Source organism: Eudoraea sp., from assembly GCF_039969275.1.
Taxonomy (GTDB): Bacteria; Bacteroidota; Bacteroidia; order Flavobacteriales; family Flavobacteriaceae; genus Eudoraea.
Genome location: NZ_JBDVOC010000007.1, coordinates 289,938 through 305,924, shown reverse-complemented (window position 1 = coordinate 305,924; position 15,987 = coordinate 289,938). Strand labels below are relative to the sequence as shown.

General features: G+C 36.7%; 17 protein-coding genes and 1 tRNA gene. 14 read left to right on the top strand and 4 right to left on the bottom strand.

What is annotated here, in order from left to right:
• Nucleotides 1–10 precede the first annotated feature (10 nt).
• A complete protein-coding gene (locus ABJH90_RS05940; protein ID WP_348137505.1) occupies nt 11–274 on the bottom strand; it encodes a hypothetical protein in 264 nt (87 codons plus the stop codon).
• A gap of 126 nt (nt 275–400) precedes the next feature.
• Nucleotides 401–1,639 (bottom strand): glycosyltransferase N-terminal domain-containing protein, encoded by a 1,239-nt coding sequence (locus ABJH90_RS05935; protein WP_348137503.1) that lies wholly within the window; start codon nt 1,637–1,639, stop codon nt 401–403.
• A gap of 93 nt (nt 1,640–1,732) precedes the next feature.
• On the opposite strand from ABJH90_RS05935, the gene ABJH90_RS05930 reads away from it, so the two are divergent.
• The 3 genes from ABJH90_RS05930 to ABJH90_RS05920 all read left to right on the top strand — a co-directional run bounded on the left by ABJH90_RS05930 (nt 1,733) and on the right by ABJH90_RS05920 (nt 4,425).
• Nucleotides 1,733–2,887, top strand: coding sequence for a DegT/DnrJ/EryC1/StrS family aminotransferase (locus ABJH90_RS05930; RefSeq protein WP_348137501.1), 1,155 nt, complete (start codon nt 1,733–1,735; stop codon nt 2,885–2,887).
• Between the two features lie 55 nt (nt 2,888–2,942).
• A complete protein-coding gene (gene galE, locus ABJH90_RS05925) occupies nt 2,943–3,959 on the top strand; it encodes a UDP-glucose 4-epimerase GalE (protein ID WP_348137499.1) in 1,017 nt (338 codons plus the stop codon).
• A 112-nt stretch (nt 3,960–4,071) separates the two neighbouring features.
• Nucleotides 4,072–4,425: a hypothetical protein gene (locus tag ABJH90_RS05920; protein ID WP_348137497.1), complete on the top strand. Its 354-nt coding sequence runs from the start codon at nt 4,072–4,074 to the stop codon at nt 4,423–4,425.
• Between the two features lie 17 nt (nt 4,426–4,442).
• Here the strand turns inward: ABJH90_RS05920 and ABJH90_RS05915 are convergent, their stop codons facing one another.
• A complete protein-coding gene (locus tag ABJH90_RS05915) occupies nt 4,443–4,973 on the bottom strand; it encodes an alpha-ketoglutarate decarboxylase (protein WP_348137495.1) in 531 nt (176 codons plus the stop codon).
• A gap of 99 nt (nt 4,974–5,072) precedes the next feature.
• Here ABJH90_RS05915 and ABJH90_RS05910 point away from each other — a divergent pair, with 99 nt between their 5' ends.
• Genes ABJH90_RS05910 through odhB form a run of 3 tightly spaced genes read left to right on the top strand, consistent with a single transcriptional unit; the run spans nt 5,073 to nt 10,100 of the window.
• Nucleotides 5,073–7,892, top strand: coding sequence for a 2-oxoglutarate dehydrogenase E1 component (locus ABJH90_RS05910; RefSeq protein ID WP_348137493.1), 2,820 nt, complete (start codon nt 5,073–5,075; stop codon nt 7,890–7,892).
• A complete protein-coding gene (locus ABJH90_RS05905; protein WP_348137491.1) occupies nt 7,889–8,851 on the top strand; it encodes a peptidoglycan DD-metalloendopeptidase family protein in 963 nt (320 codons plus the stop codon). Before ABJH90_RS05910 ends, ABJH90_RS05905 begins: the two co-directional genes overlap by 4 nt.
• A gap of 25 nt (nt 8,852–8,876) precedes the next feature.
• Nucleotides 8,877–10,100, top strand: coding sequence for a 2-oxoglutarate dehydrogenase complex dihydrolipoyllysine-residue succinyltransferase (gene odhB, locus ABJH90_RS05900; protein ID WP_348137489.1), 1,224 nt, complete (start codon nt 8,877–8,879; stop codon nt 10,098–10,100).
• A gap of 28 nt (nt 10,101–10,128) precedes the next feature.
• Here odhB and ABJH90_RS05895 read toward each other — a convergent pair whose 3' ends face one another.
• Nucleotides 10,129–10,575 carry a retropepsin-like aspartic protease gene (locus ABJH90_RS05895; RefSeq protein WP_348137487.1) on the bottom strand — a complete coding sequence of 149 codons (447 nt, stop codon included), beginning with the start codon at nt 10,573–10,575 and terminating at the stop codon, nt 10,129–10,131.
• Between the two features lie 40 nt (nt 10,576–10,615).
• Here ABJH90_RS05895 and ABJH90_RS05890 point away from each other — a divergent pair, with 40 nt between their 5' ends.
• From ABJH90_RS05890 to ABJH90_RS05855, 8 genes are all read left to right on the top strand, one after another.
• A complete protein-coding gene (locus ABJH90_RS05890) occupies nt 10,616–11,383 on the top strand; it encodes a TatD family hydrolase (RefSeq protein WP_348137485.1) in 768 nt (255 codons plus the stop codon).
• 62 nt (nt 11,384–11,445) lie between these two features.
• Complete coding sequence (locus tag ABJH90_RS05885) at nt 11,446–12,474, top strand: asparaginase (protein WP_348137483.1); 1,029 nt, start codon at nt 11,446–11,448, stop codon at nt 12,472–12,474.
• A 69-nt stretch (nt 12,475–12,543) separates the two neighbouring features.
• Nucleotides 12,544–12,634, top strand: a tRNA-Ser gene (locus tag ABJH90_RS05880).
• Nucleotides 12,635–12,821: 187 nt separating this feature from the next.
• Nucleotides 12,822–13,607 (top strand): MotA/TolQ/ExbB proton channel family protein, encoded by a 786-nt coding sequence (locus ABJH90_RS05875; protein WP_348137481.1) that lies wholly within the window; start codon nt 12,822–12,824, stop codon nt 13,605–13,607.
• Nucleotides 13,608–13,629: 22 nt separating this feature from the next.
• Nucleotides 13,630–14,073 (top strand): hypothetical protein, encoded by a 444-nt coding sequence (locus ABJH90_RS05870; protein WP_348137479.1) that lies wholly within the window; start codon nt 13,630–13,632, stop codon nt 14,071–14,073.
• Between the two features lie 12 nt (nt 14,074–14,085).
• A complete protein-coding gene (locus ABJH90_RS05865) occupies nt 14,086–14,694 on the top strand; it encodes a biopolymer transporter ExbD (protein ID WP_348137477.1) in 609 nt (202 codons plus the stop codon).
• 20 nt (nt 14,695–14,714) lie between these two features.
• Complete coding sequence (locus tag ABJH90_RS05860; protein ID WP_348137475.1) at nt 14,715–15,197, top strand: biopolymer transporter ExbD; 483 nt, start codon at nt 14,715–14,717, stop codon at nt 15,195–15,197.
• Between the two features lie 105 nt (nt 15,198–15,302).
• Nucleotides 15,303–15,986 (top strand): porin family protein, encoded by a 684-nt coding sequence (locus tag ABJH90_RS05855; RefSeq protein ID WP_348137473.1) that lies wholly within the window; start codon nt 15,303–15,305, stop codon nt 15,984–15,986.
• Nucleotide 15,987 lies beyond the last annotated feature (1 nt).

Genomic DNA, 15,987 nt, shown 5'->3' with positions numbered 1-15,987 from the left:
GAAATAGAAGTCAGGCAGTCTTGGGTTTCAAAGAATCTAAAATACTTGTTTTTTTCTTTTTTTCAATTGCCCGGTCTTGCTGTTCTTTGGTAGGCTTTACAGAACCTGGGTTTGATTTTAAATCCCTGTCTTTTTTATTGTCATTATAAGGTAGAGAATCTATAGTAGTATTTTGTTTTGTTTTGGGGTCATCAACTCCTTTTGCACTTTCCCTGCAGGAAATAGTACAAAACAATACACATAACAATAAGGTATGAAAAGGGGCAAATTTCATCAGTCTTATTTTCGGTTTAATTACAAAAGAACAGCCAGTTTCTAATTAATTGGATTTTCCTTTGAACCACTATTCCCTTCGCCGGATGATCCTATTTTGGGTTTTCATCCGAAATGTAATGAATAGCTATATTAATGTACGGATATGATTCATTACTTGGATGCTCGCCCCTTTGTTTTTATTAATGTAGGAAACATTTATCTTACCAGCTGTAAGTCTGAAATGAGAATCCAGAAACAGTTTATCTGCCAGTTTGGTAAACTCGGCTTTATCATGCACGGGAAAGATGCCATTTAGCTGAACTAATTCTTCCGCTTCCTTAAATCCTGCATAATTAGGCCCTATAATTACCGGAATTCCAAATACTGAAGGTTCCAGAGTGTTATGAAGTCCACCTTTTAAAAACGCCCCTCCTACATAGGCTATATCGGCATAGCTATAAATTTTTGTCAATAGTCCAATGGTGTCCACGATCAGAACTTGCGAGTCTCCCGTAAAATTTTCTGAAGATTCCGATAACAAAACGGTATTCTTATTAATACTTTCCCGCAGACGCTCTATATCCTTTGGGATAATTCTGTGAGGAGCAATCACATATTTCATATCATGCGAAGAGGAATTGATATAATCAACCAAAATTTCTTCATCCTCAGACCAGGTACTGCCCATTACAAAACAGGTGAAATTATGCGCAAAACTATCCATAAATTCGAGTGAATTATTTTGCTGCAAGATTTCAGAAACCCTGTCAAATCTTGTGTCACCACTTATCGTGATATTATCGAGACCAATAGAATTCAATAATTTGACAGATTCTGAATCCTGAATAAAAAAGTGGGAAAACTTATGCAATGCTTTTCTCATAAATCCTCCATACCATTTGAAATAGATCTGATCACTTTTAAAAATTGCTGAAATAAGTAGTATAGGAATACCGCTTTTATGAAGTTCCTTGAGCATATTAGGCCATATTTCATATTTTATAAAAATGGCGATCTTAGGTTGCAAGTATTTAATAAATCTCTTAGCATTAATTGTAGTATCCAAAGGAAGATAGGTTACCAAATCGGCCTCAGTCCTGTGTTTTATTACTTCATAACCAGATGGAGAAAAAAATGAAACTACAATTTTGAAAGAGGGATATTCTGCTTTCAATTTTTCTACAATCGGTAAGCCTTGCTCATACTCGCCAAGTGATGCGGCGTGTACCCAAATAGTGGAATCTTTTTCTGTGATTTGTTTTTTTAATTCCGTAAAAACATTCTTTCTTCCATTTATAAAAAGGTTCACTTTGGTGCTGAAAAAAGCAATTATAGGTAAAAAGAGCGAGGTGATATATATTGCTAAATTATAGAGGATATACACGTACTGAGAATTTGTAGCTAAAATACGCTTCTTTGTTAGATTTCATTGTGGCGGTTCCTTATTTTTGTATTATTGCTCACTTAACAAGCACTTATGAAAAAGCTACAAATGGTAGACCTGGTTGGACAGTACCAGGGTATTAAAAAGCAAGTAGATGAGTCCATAACGCAGATATTGAATTCTGCCGCTTTTATAAATGGCCCCGAAGTTCATGCCTTTCAAAAAGATCTGGAAGATTATTTGCAGGTAAAGCATGTAATTCCTTGTGCTAATGGTACAGATGCCCTTCAAATTGCAATGATGGGCCTTGGGCTTCAACCGGGAGATGAGGTAATTACGGCAGATTTTACCTTTGCAGCTACCGTTGAAGTAATAGCCTTATTAAGGCTAACACCGGTATTGGTAGATGTTGAATCTGACACCTTTAATATTGACCCGATTGCCATTGAAAAGGCGATAACTTCCAAAACCAAGGCCATCGTACCTGTTCATCTTTTTGGGCAGTGCGCGAATATGGATGTCATTATGGAAATCGCTGAGAAACACGGGCTTTTTGTTATTGAAGATAACGCCCAGGCAATTGGGGCTGATTATACTTTTAAAAACGGAACAAAGAAAAAAGCCGGTGCTATTGGACATGTGGCCTCTACCTCATTTTTTCCATCCAAAAATTTGGGATGCTATGGAGACGGGGGAGCAATATTTACGGATAATGACGAACTGGCTCATACCATTAGAGGAATTGTAAATCATGGAATGTATACCCGTTATCATCATGATGTCGTTGGAGTGAATTCCAGGTTAGATACTCTCCAGGCAGCCGTTTTAAGAGCAAAACTACCACATCTTGACGCTTATTGTAACCGGCGAAGAGATGCTGCCCGAAAATATGTGAACGCTTTCCAGGGACAAGATTTTATTATTTTACCTAAAACAGGGATTGATTGTTCCGGAATTTGTGAAAACTGCGATTGTCACGTATTTCATCAATTTACAATTCGAATTATGAATGGTAAAAGGGATGAGTTGGCAGAGCATTTGGCGGAAAAGAACATCCCTTTCGGAATTTATTACCCAATACCTTTACACAGACAGAAAGCGTATTTAGATAAACGCTATAAAGAATCAGATTTTCCGGTGACCAATGAACTTGTTAAGGAGGTTATATCCTTACCCATGCATACTGAATTGGAGGATGACCAAATCTCATTTATCACCGATACGATAATTCAATTCTTAAAAAATTAATTTTACACTACTGTTTATGTCAAATTGACTATCCATTTAAACTAGAACTATTTATATGAAAATACTTGTAACTGGCGGACTCGGATTTATTGGTTCGCATACCGTAGTGGAGTTACAAAATTCTGGCTATGAAGTTGTTATTATTGATGATTGTTCTAATTCTTCAGAGAAGGTTTTGGATGGTATTTTTGCAATTACGAAAAAAATGCCCGTCTTTGAGAAAATTAATTTAAGGCAGAGAGAAAAGGTTTATGATTTTTTTAAAAGGCATGCCGATATTAAAGGGACCATACATTTTGCAGCATCTAAAGCGGTTGGGGAAAGTGTGGAAAAACCTTTATTATATTACGAGAACAATATAAATACCCTAATCTATCTGCTTCAGGAAATAACCGCAAATAAGAAGCAGAGTTTTATTTTTAGTTCCTCTTGCACTGTTTACGGACAAGCAGACCAAATGCCCATTACGGAGGATGCTCCTGTAAAAAAGGCTGAATCACCTTACGGTAATACAAAACAGATTGGAGAGGAAATAATTAGTGATACATGTAAGGTAAATCTGGAACTACAAGCCATCTCATTAAGATATTTTAACCCTATGGGTGCGCACCCCAGCGCGGAGATAGGAGAATTACCTATAGGTGTTCCTCAAAATTTAGTTCCCTTTATTACGCAAACAGGGGTTGGTTTAAGGGAACAACTCTCTGTTTTTGGCGATGATTATCCAACAGCGGATGGCACCTGTATTAGAGATTATATTCATGTGGTTGATTTAGCAAAGGCCCATGTTGTGGCCTTGGAGCGACTTTTGAATGGGAAGAACCCACAGAATTATGAAGTTTTTAATGTGGGTACAGGCGAGGGTAGTTCTGTCCTTGAAGTTATCTCTAGTTTTGAACGGATTTCAGGAAAGAAACTTAATTATTCTATTGTAGAAAGACGGTCAGGTGATATAATTTCTGCATATGCGGATACTAAAAAGGCCAATGAAATTTTAGGCTGGAAAGCAGGATCTACTTTAGACCAGGCTATGAAATCTGCCTGGGATTGGGAACAAAAAATAAGAAGTTAAAGGCTTCAAACTCATTTATTAAATAAAATAATGCTTTTTCTTTGTATCCATACATGAAAGATGGTGTGGCCTACTCCATTAGATGGAATTAAAATAAGGGGGGAATTTCTTTATGATACCAGTATTCAAAGAAAGTGAAGAACTAATAAAGTTTGCCAATACTCATCATCTGTATAAAGATCTTATTCTGCAATTAAAAAAGGATTTTGGGCTGGCTAATTTAACTTTGGATTTACCTGAAGATAGCAATCCCAATGAATTAAAATACTTACTTCAAAAGAACATTCAATTCCTTATTGAAGAGAAGTTTTCAGATTTCGTGAATCTTCTTTATATCGTGGATTTACCGGAAAATACCGCCAGACAAATTTTGGAAACGGAGAAACAGAATATCAGTGATCATTATACCTTTCTGATTTTAAAGAGAGTATGGCAAAAAATATGGTTTAGGCAGAAATACCAATAGTAACGAAGAATGCCCATTTAAAAAAATACCCGTACAAAAGGAACCCAGGGATCTGCATAAATACTTCGGTCATTATGCAATACGTCGTATTGTATGCCAAAAGTAACATTTCTTGTGCTGTATCCAACCCCCATAAAAAGTGCGGTAGTCCAGTAATTTTCATCCGAGTAGATGGATGTTGAACTGTAATTGGTACTAACTCTTAACTGCTGCAATACAGCTGATAATTGAATGGCTGGGATTGGATTAAAAAAATTCAATATGCTCCCACCGTATGCCGTAAATTCGGAATCTCCGAATTTGGAATATTCAAAATTCAAAGCCAATCCTGTCCCAAACTTCTCGCTTACCTGATAAACAGCACTTGGAGCAACGGCAATGCTAAAGCTGTCGCTTCCGAAACCAAGGCCTAATGCACCTCCAAATCGGACATTTCTCCAAAACTCATTTTGTGGCTTTATTTGCTGCGCAAAGGAAGTTAAACTCACAAATGAAAATACTGCTATTAAAACAAAAGTTTTATATCGGGATAAATGTTTCAAGACCATAAACTATGATTTTCAATTAATACACTCCTATATAATCTCATAAACTATTAATTATTGTATTTTTGACCTAATTTTTTACAATATATTGAATTGGCGTACATGGATAAATATTCCTTTTTAAATACAGCACATACGTCTTTCTTTGCAGAATTATATGACAGGTATCTCACAAACCCTGATAGCGTAGAACCTAGTTGGCGTGCTTTTTTCCAGGGATTTGATTTTGGAATGGAAAGTACCCTGGATGAAGTAGGCATAGACGGTCATACTGGATCTTCTGTGGTTGTTGATGGGAAATCGGTAGCGATTCCCGAGAATCTCTACAAAGAATTTCAGGTGGTAAAATTAATTGATGCTTACCGAAGTAGAGGCCATTTGTTTACCAAGACCAATCCTGTTAGAGAAAGAAGAAAATATACACCTACGCTTGAAATAGAAAATTTCGGATTATCTCAGGCCGACTTAAACACAATATTTAATGCCGGTGAAGTGATTGGGTTAGGTCCAAGGGAACTGGGTAAAATAATTAGCCATTTGCAACGAATATATTGTGATGCTATAGGGGTAGAATATATGTATATAAGAAAGCCTGAACGTGTTCAATGGATACAAGAGTGGCTGAATGTAAATGACAATCACCCGAATTTTAACCAGGACAGAAAGAAGCAAATACTACGAAAACTTAATCAGGCTGTATCTTTTGAGGCATTCTTACACACTAAATATGTGGGTCAGAAAAGATTTTCACTTGAGGGGAATGAATCGCTTATTCCGGCAATTGATGCTGTGGTTGAAAGGGCAGCTGAAATGGGTGTAAAGCAATTTGTCATGGGTATGGCCCATAGAGGAAGGCTTAACGTTTTAACTAATATTTTTGGAAAGTCTGCCAAAGATATTTTTAGTGAGTTTGATGGCAAGGACTATGAGGAAGAAATTTTTGACGGCGATGTAAAATATCATTTGGGATGGACCTCTGAGCGTAAAACTTATAATGGCAACAAAATTAACATGAACATTGCGCCTAATCCTTCACATCTGGAAACCGTTGGGGCGGTTGTGGAAGGTATTAGCCGGGCAAAACAAGACACACATTATCCGGAAAATTTTTCTAAGGTTTTACCTATTGTGGTTCACGGTGATGCCGCAATTGCAGGACAGGGAATAGCCTATGAAATAGTGCAGATGGCACAATTAGACGGATATAAAACCAATGGTACGATTCATATTGTGGTAAACAACCAAATTGGTTTTACTACTAATTATCTCGATGGGAGATCTTCCACATATTGTACAGATGTCGGCAAAGTTACATTAAGCCCTGTTTTACATGTGAATGCTGATGATGTAGAGGCTGTAGTCCACGCATCCCTATTTGCTTTAGAATATAGAATGCGCTTTAAAAGCGATGTTTTTCTTGATTTGTTAGGATACAGAAAGTATGGACATAATGAAGGAGATGAACCACGCTTTACACAACCTAAATTGTATAAAGCAATAGCCAAGCATAAGAACCCAAGAGAGATATATGCCGAAAAATTAATTGACCAGGGTATTATTGATAAAGATTTTGTAAAAGAGCTGGAACAGGAGTATAAAGCTAGTTTAGAAGAAGAATTAGAAGATTCAAGAAAAGAGGATAAAACCATTATTACTCCTTTTATGGCGGATGAGTGGAGTGGTTTTCAAAATGTCCGTGAATGGGAAATGTTAGATGCTGTAGACACTTCTTATGATAAGGCAAAATTAACTGAAATAGCAAAGACCATTACCCAATTACCCAAGGATAAGAAGTTTTTGCGTAAAGTTGAAAAACTCGTGGGGGATCGCAAAAAAATGTTCTTCGAAACAGATAAGCTGGATTGGGCAATGGGAGAATTACTCGCCTATGGAACCCTATTAGAAGAGGGCTTTGATGTTCGTATGTCTGGGCAGGATGTAGAAAGAGGAACTTTTTCACACCGTCACGCAGTGATGAAGGTGGAAGAAAGTGAAGAAGAGATAATGTTATTAAACAATCTCAATGATAATCAGGGAAGGTTTCAGATTTATAATTCGCTTTTATCTGAATATGGCGTAGTAGGTTTTGACTATGGATATGCCATGGCCAGCCCAAATACCTTAACTATTTGGGAAGCACAGTTTGGTGATTTTAGTAATGGCGCTCAGATTATGATAGATCAGTATATATCTGCAGCAGAAGATAAATGGAAATTACAGAACGGACTGGTAATGCTCTTACCGCATGGATATGAGGGCCAGGGAGCTGAGCATTCATCGGCAAGAATGGAAAGGTATCTTCAACTATGTGCAAGAGACAATATGTATGTCGCAGATTGTACTACCCCTGCAAACATATATCATTTGCTAAGGAGACAAATGAAAGCTAATTTCAGAAAACCTTTAATTGTATTTACGCCTAAAAGTTTGTTGCGTCACCCAAAAGCTGTTTCAGGTGTAGAAGAATTTTCCAGCGGTGGTTTTCAGGAAGTAATTGATGACGCAAGTGTTGAAATTAATAAGGTTAGAAGTGTGGTCTTTTGTACTGGGAAATTTTATTATGACTTGTTGGCATTTAAAGATGAAAACAAACGAGATGATGTAGCTTTGGTGCGAGTTGAGCAATTATTTCCTGTTCCTGAACAAAAAATGACCGCTATTATAAATAAGTATAAAAAGGCTGATGATTGGGTTTGGGCGCAAGAAGAACCAAGGAATATGGGGGCATGGAGCCATATGTTTACTCATTATGGCGAAGCTCAAAAGTTTCGCGTGGCTTCAAGACGCTTTTATGCATCTCCTTCAGCGGGCAGTGCCGTTCGTTCTAAACTAAGACAGCAACAGATAATAGATTATGTCTTTGATAAAACGAAAGATAATATGACCAGGCGGGTTGTTAAAAGTGAATATAAAAAAGAATGAGACCTGTATTACTCTTATTGTTATTATTCTCACTGGAATTATTCTCGCAGGCTGAGCAACCAAATTATGAAAGGTTTGTATCAGTATTTGCTGAACGTTTTAATAGTGGGGATTATGATGGAATATACGAGTTGTACGATGCCGGGATGAAAAATGCTTTTACCAAAATCGAAACCAGAAATTTCTTTGAGAATAATATAAACCGGTTGACAGGTGAGATTAAATCCATGCAGTTTTATACGCTACGTCAAGGTGCTCATGTTTACAGGGTGGTTTTTGACAAATCTGTGGCGGATTTGACAATTTCTTTATCCTCGGAGAGTAAAATAAGCGGTTTGTTAATCTCCAAACCAAAGCCCTTAGGGATCCCGTTATTGGAAAGGAATACAACAATAATGAGTTTGCCATTTAATGGAGAATGGTTTGTATATTGGGGAGGAGTTACTGAAACTCAGAATTATCACCTTAATGAGGTGACACAGCAATATGCCTATGACATCTTGAAGGTAAAAGATGGAGCCTCTCATGATGGAGATCCCATGAATAATGAAAGTTATTTTGCCTTCGGAGAGGAAATCATTGCTCCTTGCGCTGCCAGGGTTATTACAGTTATTGATGGTGTCCCTGACAACATTCCGGGAGAAACCAATCCGCAGGAGCTTACAGGGAATACGATTGTATTGCAGACCGACAGGGATGAGTTCGTGCTTATGGCCCATTTAATGAAAGGTTCTATTATTGTTGAGGAAGGCCAGGATATAAGTAAAGGAGAAATCCTTGCGAAATGTGGTAACTCAGGAAATTCAACGGAAGCTCATTTGCATTTAAGCTTGCAAAATGCCGCAGATATGGAAGATTCAATAGGGGCCAAATTATATTTTGACCGCATAGAGGTCAATGGAGAGATTAGATTGGATTATCTTCCGGTAAAAGAAGATTTTATTAGTAATAGTAATTAAAGAAACCATTATAAAAGTGTAAGGCATGATTTTAGAAATGAAAGTTCCATCTCCGGGTGAATCCATTACTGAAGTTGAAATAGCAGAATGGCTAGTAAGTGATGGAGATTATGTAGAGAAGGACCAGGCAATTGCTGAGGTAGATTCAGATAAAGCAACTCTGGAATTACCGGCTGAAGAGAGCGGTATAATCACCTTGAAAGCAGAAGAAGGAGACGCTGTAGCCGTTGGAGCAGTTGTCTGTCTAATAGATACAAGTGCCGAAAAGCCAAAAGATGGAGCTTTAATAACCGAAGAAAAAAAGGTTGATAAAACTGAAGTTGTTGTTAATCAGGCTGAACCCGCCAGGAAAGAAGTTGCAAAAGAATCCTATGCAAAGGGTGTGCCTTCACCTGCCGCCAGGAAAATACTCGATGAGAAAGGTATAGATCCCGCAAGTTTAAACGGAACTGGCAAAGACGGTAGAATTACCAAGGAGGATGCAGTGAAATCTGTGCCTTCAATGGGTAGCCCTACAGGTGGTAGTCGTGGTGAGCGCAGGACTAAACTTTCTATGCTAAGGCGTAAAGTGGCAGAACGTCTGGTAGCTGCTAAAAATGAAACGGCTATGCTAACTACTTTTAATGAGGTAGACATGTCGGCAATTTTTGATTTGAGAAAACAATACAAAGAAATTTTTAAAGATAAACATGATGTAAGTCTTGGATTCATGTCGTTTTTTACCAAAGCCGTGATAAGGGCTTTGGAGATGTTCCCTTCTGTTAACTCGATGATTGATGGTAAAGAAATGCTTTCATTTGATTTTTGTGATATAAGCATTGCCGTTTCCGGGCCAAAGGGTCTTATGGTACCTGTTATAAGAAATGCCGAAAATCTTACTTTTAGAGGTGTAGAAGCAGAAGTTAAACGCCTTGCATTAAGAGCCCGTGATGGACAGATTACTGTAGACGAAATGACAGGAGGAACTTTTACGATTTCTAATGGAGGGGTTTTTGGTTCAATGTTATCAACACCAATAATAAATCCACCGCAAAGCGGAATTCTCGGGATGCATAATATCGTAGAACGACCGGTGGTTAAGGAAGGAGCTATAGTTATCGCGCCAATAATGTATGTAGCACTATCTTATGATCATAGAATTATTGATGGAAAAGAATCTGTAGGATTTCTGGTTGAAGTAAAAGAAGCTTTGGAAAACCCTGTGGAAATATTGATGGAAGGTAACACGGAAAAAGCCCTTGAGTTGTAGATAAATTAATAGTAGCAAGTCGCAAAAATTATTTTTTATTTTTCAAAAATAAATTCCCGGAAGCATAATCAATCACAGCCTTGCATTTTATTAGAATATCTGCCCCTATAATCCCGTCAACCGGAAGTGACTTGTGTTCTTTGAGGGCTTCATTTACGTGAACCAGGTCAAAAACAACTATCTTTTGCTTTTCCTTTTTCCAACTACCAATTTCAATTTTATTTTTTGTTGAAATCAGTGTTTCCATATCAGTAGCACCAGCACCAGCTGCTTTGATTTTAGAGTCTTTTGAAACGAGTTTAAAATAACCGGCTTTATCAACCCCCACACAGGTATTTGATGCACCCGTATCTAAAATGAAACGTCCGCTAACTCCATTAATACTGGCATTAATCTCCAAATGATTGGTGCCGCTTATAATCAGAGGAATTTTAGAATACCCTTTATGCTTTAAAACTTTTTTCAGATTGCGCATCTAATATTTTTTTTGACAAAGATAATTCTATTTTTGCTCTATGATTATTACAGATACACACACCCATTTATATAGTAAAGCCTTTGATGAGGATAGGGATAAAGTTATACAAAATGCTATTGAACAGGGAATTGAACGCTTTTTCATTCCGTCTATTGATTCTTCCTACACCAAATCAATGTTGGAACTTGAATTGCAATACCCCAGAAACATGTTTTTGATGATGGGTTTACACCCAACTCATGTAAAGGAGAATTATAAAGAAGAGCTCAAACATGTTGAACTTATGTTATCAAAAAGGCATTTCTATGCCATAGGCGAGATAGGAATAGATCTCTATTGGGATAAGACTTATTTAAATGAACAGCAGGAGGCATTTAAATTCCAAATACACCTGGCAAAAAAATATGGCTTACCTATAGTAATTCATTGCAGAGATTCTTTTGACGAAATTTTTGAGGTGCTCGAAGAGGAAAAAGCAGAGGACCTTTTTGGAATATTTCACTGTTTTACTGGTACGGAAGAACAAGCCAAAAGAGCTTTAAGTTATAATATGAAGCTTGGCATAGGAGGAGTTGTTACCTTTAAAAATGGGAAAATCGATACATTTTTAAACAAGATTGACTTGAATCATATTGTATTGGAAACAGATAGTCCTTATTTGGCCCCTGTACCTTATAGAGGTAAACGCAATGAAAGTGTATATTTACTTCAGGTATTAAAAAAACTCTCAATGATCTATGGTCTGGATGAAAAGGTGATTGCAAATATTACTACGCAGAATTCAAAAGAGGTGTTCGGGGGATAGTACTTTTTTACTTTTATAACATATATTCAAGAATAGTTTAAAACAAAAAATCACTTTACTAAATGAGCAAAAAAGTTAGCATTTTACTCATCTATACTGGAGGCACTATAGGAATGGTCAAAGACCACCCTTCGGAAACCTTAAGAGCTTTTGATTTTAACAAGTTAGTCAGTAAAATCCCGGAATTAAGTCAGTTGGAGTGTAAAATTGAGAGTATATCATTTAAAAACCCAATAGACTCCTCCAATATGAATCCTTCACATTGGGTTTCTATAGCTACTATAATTGAGGAGCATTACAACAGATTTGACGGTTTTGTTGTGCTTCAGGGCAGTGACACCATGAGTTATTCTTCATCTGCGTTGAGTTATATGCTCGAAAACCTTTCGAAACCAGTAATTTTTACCGGTTCGCAATTACCTATTGGAGATCTTCGTACAGATGCCAAGGAAAATTTAATCACTTCTATTCAAATAGCTGCCTTGCAAGAAAATAACCGGGCGGTAATTCAGGAGGTATGTCTGTATTTTGAATACAAATTATACCGTGCAAACAGAACTACCAAGATTAATGCAGAGCACTTTGAGGCATTCACATCATTAAACTTCCCTGCTCTGGTAGAATCAGGAGTTCATTTAAAGATCAATCAAAATTATCTTCTAAAAAATCAAAAAAATAAAAAGTTAACGGTCCATAAAGTCATGGACACCAATGTTGCAATTTTTAAACTTTTTCCAGGTTTTAGTCGGGAATTGCTACAGGGATTATTGAACATACAAAACTTAAAAGCGTTGGTTTTTGAGACATATGGTGCAGGAAATGCCCCTACCGATGATTGGTTGATATCAGATTTAAAGGAAGCTATAAAAAATGGATTGCATATTGTTAATGTAACTCAGTGTTCAGGGGGTTCAGTAATTATGGGCAGATATAGTACAAGTGAAGAGCTTAAGAGATTACAACTTATTGATGGAGGTGATATCACAACCGAAGCGGCGATTACCAAACTTATGTACCTATTAGGTAGCGGTGTTTCACATAAATCTTTCAGAACAATTTTTGAAACTTCAATACGCGGAGAATTGACTTAAAATTAAATGGGTAAAGTTTTTTAAACCAAATTTTTTTTTGTTAATTGCTCGCCCTGTTATTTACAGTATAGAGAGGTGGCCGAGTGGTCGAAGGCGCACGCCTGGAAAGTGTGTATACATCAAAAGTGTATCGAGGGTTCGAATCCCTTCCTCTCTGCCATAAACAAAAAATTAGTATTTAACTTCGGGCTAATAAAGAAGTTAAATTCGACTTTTTTGTTCCTTATAGAAAGGAAATGCCAAATTCAATTGCATCAGCCTTCTAATAGTATGAAGTTTTAATTTTTTAATTGTATTTTTTTTTTATCTTTAACCCTATTAACTAACTAAATTTAAGTTTGAAAGAAATGAAAAGATTATTCTCGATCCTGGCCATGGCTGGGTTATTTGTTCTAAGCACAAATACGGTAAGCGCGAAAGCGAACGCAATAGTTTCTAATTTATCTACAACTGTAGCTACGGCTACAATTATGCTTCAGGATGAAGCAGCGGATGAATCGACCAAAGGTTTTACCCAGGTTTTAAAAGAGCAGTTTATTCAAGGTGGAGCTGGTTTTATGGGGATTGTTCTTTTATGTTTGATATTAGGATTGGCAGTTGCCATTGAAAGAATCATTTATTTGAATATGGCAAGCACTAATACAACAAAATTGAAACAACAAGTAGAAGATGCTCTTGCATCAGGAGGTATCGAAGCTGCAAAAGAGGTATGCAGAAACACAAAAGGGCCGGTTGCTTCTATTTATTACCAGGGCTTGGATAGAGCAGGTGAGAGCATAGAATCAGCTGAAAAGGCAGTTGTTGCTTACGGTGGTGTTCAGATGGGACAATTAGAGAAAAATGTTTCCTGGTTATCTTTATTTATAGCTATTGCACCGATGTTAGGATTCATGGGAACAGTTATTGGTATGATCCAGGCCTTCCAAAAGATTAGCGCGGTTGGTAACCTTAGTGCATCATTAATTGCGGGGGATATTCAGGTTGCTTTATTAACCACGGTCTTTGGTCTTATAACGGCTATTATTCTTCAAATTTTCTATAATTATATTATTGCTAAAATAGATAGTATTGTAAATGACATGGAAGATTCATCGATCTCTTTGATCGATATGTTGGTAGACCACAAAAAATAAATCGCACTAAATAATAAATATTATGAATAAAATTATTAAAATAGTATTAGTTGTTTTAGGCGTGTTATCAGCGGTACTTTGGTATCAACTGCCAGGAAGAGATGTTCCTGCCTCTGAAGCCGTAGGTAGTGGGGCGATGAACATGATGTTCATGATTACTTATATTCTCTTGGGATTTGCAGTTGTCGTAAGTCTTGTTTTCACACTTAAGAACTTATTTGCAAATCCGAAAAGCCTGAAAAAGACCCTAATGGTTATTGGTGGGTTTGTAGTGGTTGTTCTTATTTCTTATGTTCTTGCAAGCGGTACGGATGTTAGTATTGAAGAAATGGCCGGCAGGGGTATTGATACTTCAGAAACTACGATAAGAAGAATTGGGACTGGTCTCAATATGTTTTTTCTCCTTGTGCTAATAGCCATTGCAGCTATGATTTTGGGTGCATTTAAGAACATGTCGAACAAATAAAAACTTTAAACTATGCCTAGAAGAGGAGGACCACCAGATGTTAATGCAGGATCTATGGCAGATATTGCCTTCTTACTGCTCATTTTTTTCTTAGTTACTACTACTATTGAAACGGATGCAGGGTTAGACAGGATGCTTCCGCCAATGGAGCCGCCAGACACAGATGTAGTCATTAAGCAAAAGAATATTTTTACGGTTAATATCAATAAAAATGGTCAGTTGCTGGTTGAAGAAGAGTTAATAGATCTTAAGCAGCTTAGAGCAAAAGCTATCGCATTTCTGGATAATGGAGGTGATGGTACTTGTAATTTCTGTAAGGGTAAAAAAGATGCCAGTTCTTCAGATAATCCGACAAAAGCAATTATATCTCTGAAGAATGATCGTGAAACCAAGTATGGCACTTATATAACGGTGCAAAATGAATTGGTGGGTGCTTATAATGATCTTCGAAATAGAGAAGCACAGCGTCTTTATGGAAGAAATTTTACGGAAATGGAATCTGAATTTCTTAATCCTGAAACACCAGCGAGTACCAGGGAAGATTTAAAGGAAAAGGTTCAGAGAATACAGGGGATCTTTCCTCAAAAATTATCCGAGGCAGAAACATCAACTAGTAATTAACCTTGAGTTAAGTTATAATTATGGCAAAATTTAATAAGAAAAAAGATGGGGATCTACCCGCGGTATCTACGGCTTCTTTGCCGGACATTGTTTTTATGCTATTGTTCTTTTTTATGACTGTAACCGTAATGAAAGATAGCTCGTTAATGGTTCAGAATACCTTACCAAATGCTAGTGAGGTAAAGAAGTTGGAAAAAAAGGATAGAGTATTGTACATCTATGTGGGTAAACCCACTCGAGAATATCAGAAGGTTTTTGGTACTGAACCAAAAATACAACTGAACGATAAATTTGCAAACGTTTCTGAAGTAGGGGATTTTATTTTGCAGGAAAGAGCTAAAAAATCGCAGGAACTACAGAATGTTCTAACTACTGCTCTTAAGGTAGATAAAGGTGCCAACATGGGTCTTATATCAGATATTAAACTAGAGTTACGAAAAGTGAACGCTCTAAAGGTTAATTATACCACCTATGAAGGTGATGCTTTTAGAAATTTGCAGTAAAGAATTAACTTTCATACTTAAATAATTGTAAAAAGCGCTTCAAAATATATTTGAAGCGCTTTTTTTATACTCTTGGTTTCGTTTATTATTTACCTTTAATGTTCTATGAAACGCTATACACTATTTTTAATTTTGGGTTTCACGATAAATCTTTGCGCACAGGAGAATGCTGAGGTCGAAGATCTTAAATACCTGGAAGATCAATTTTATCTTGGTATAACGTATAACTTTATACTAAATATGCCTGAAGGAGTCACTCAGGGTAATTTTTCTTATGGATTACAAGGCGGATTTATAAAGGATATTCCTTTTAACAGCCGAAGGAATTTTGGAATAGGTATTGGTCTTGGTTATGCATATAATAACTACTATACGAACTTGTTTGTTAATGAAACCGAGAGCGGTCTCGAATATATCGTGCTTGATTCCGATGTATCTTATAAGCGAAATAAATTGGATAATCATGTTATAGAAATGCCCATAGAATTCAGATGGCGCACATCCACACCAAGTGATTACAAATTTTGGAGAGTTTACGCTGGCATGAAATTGGGCTATGTTGTAGGTAGTAGATCCAAGTTTGTGTCTAATGAGACAAAGATTTCTTTTAATAACTCAGATATTCGTAATTTCAGATATGGTGTTATGCTTAATCTTGGCTATAGTACCTTTAATGTCCATGCTTATTATGCATTAAGTAATTTGTTTAACGATGGTGTAACTACTAATGAAGGAGATTCAATTGAATTCGTGCCTTTAAGAATTGGAATTATCTTCTATATCTTATAAA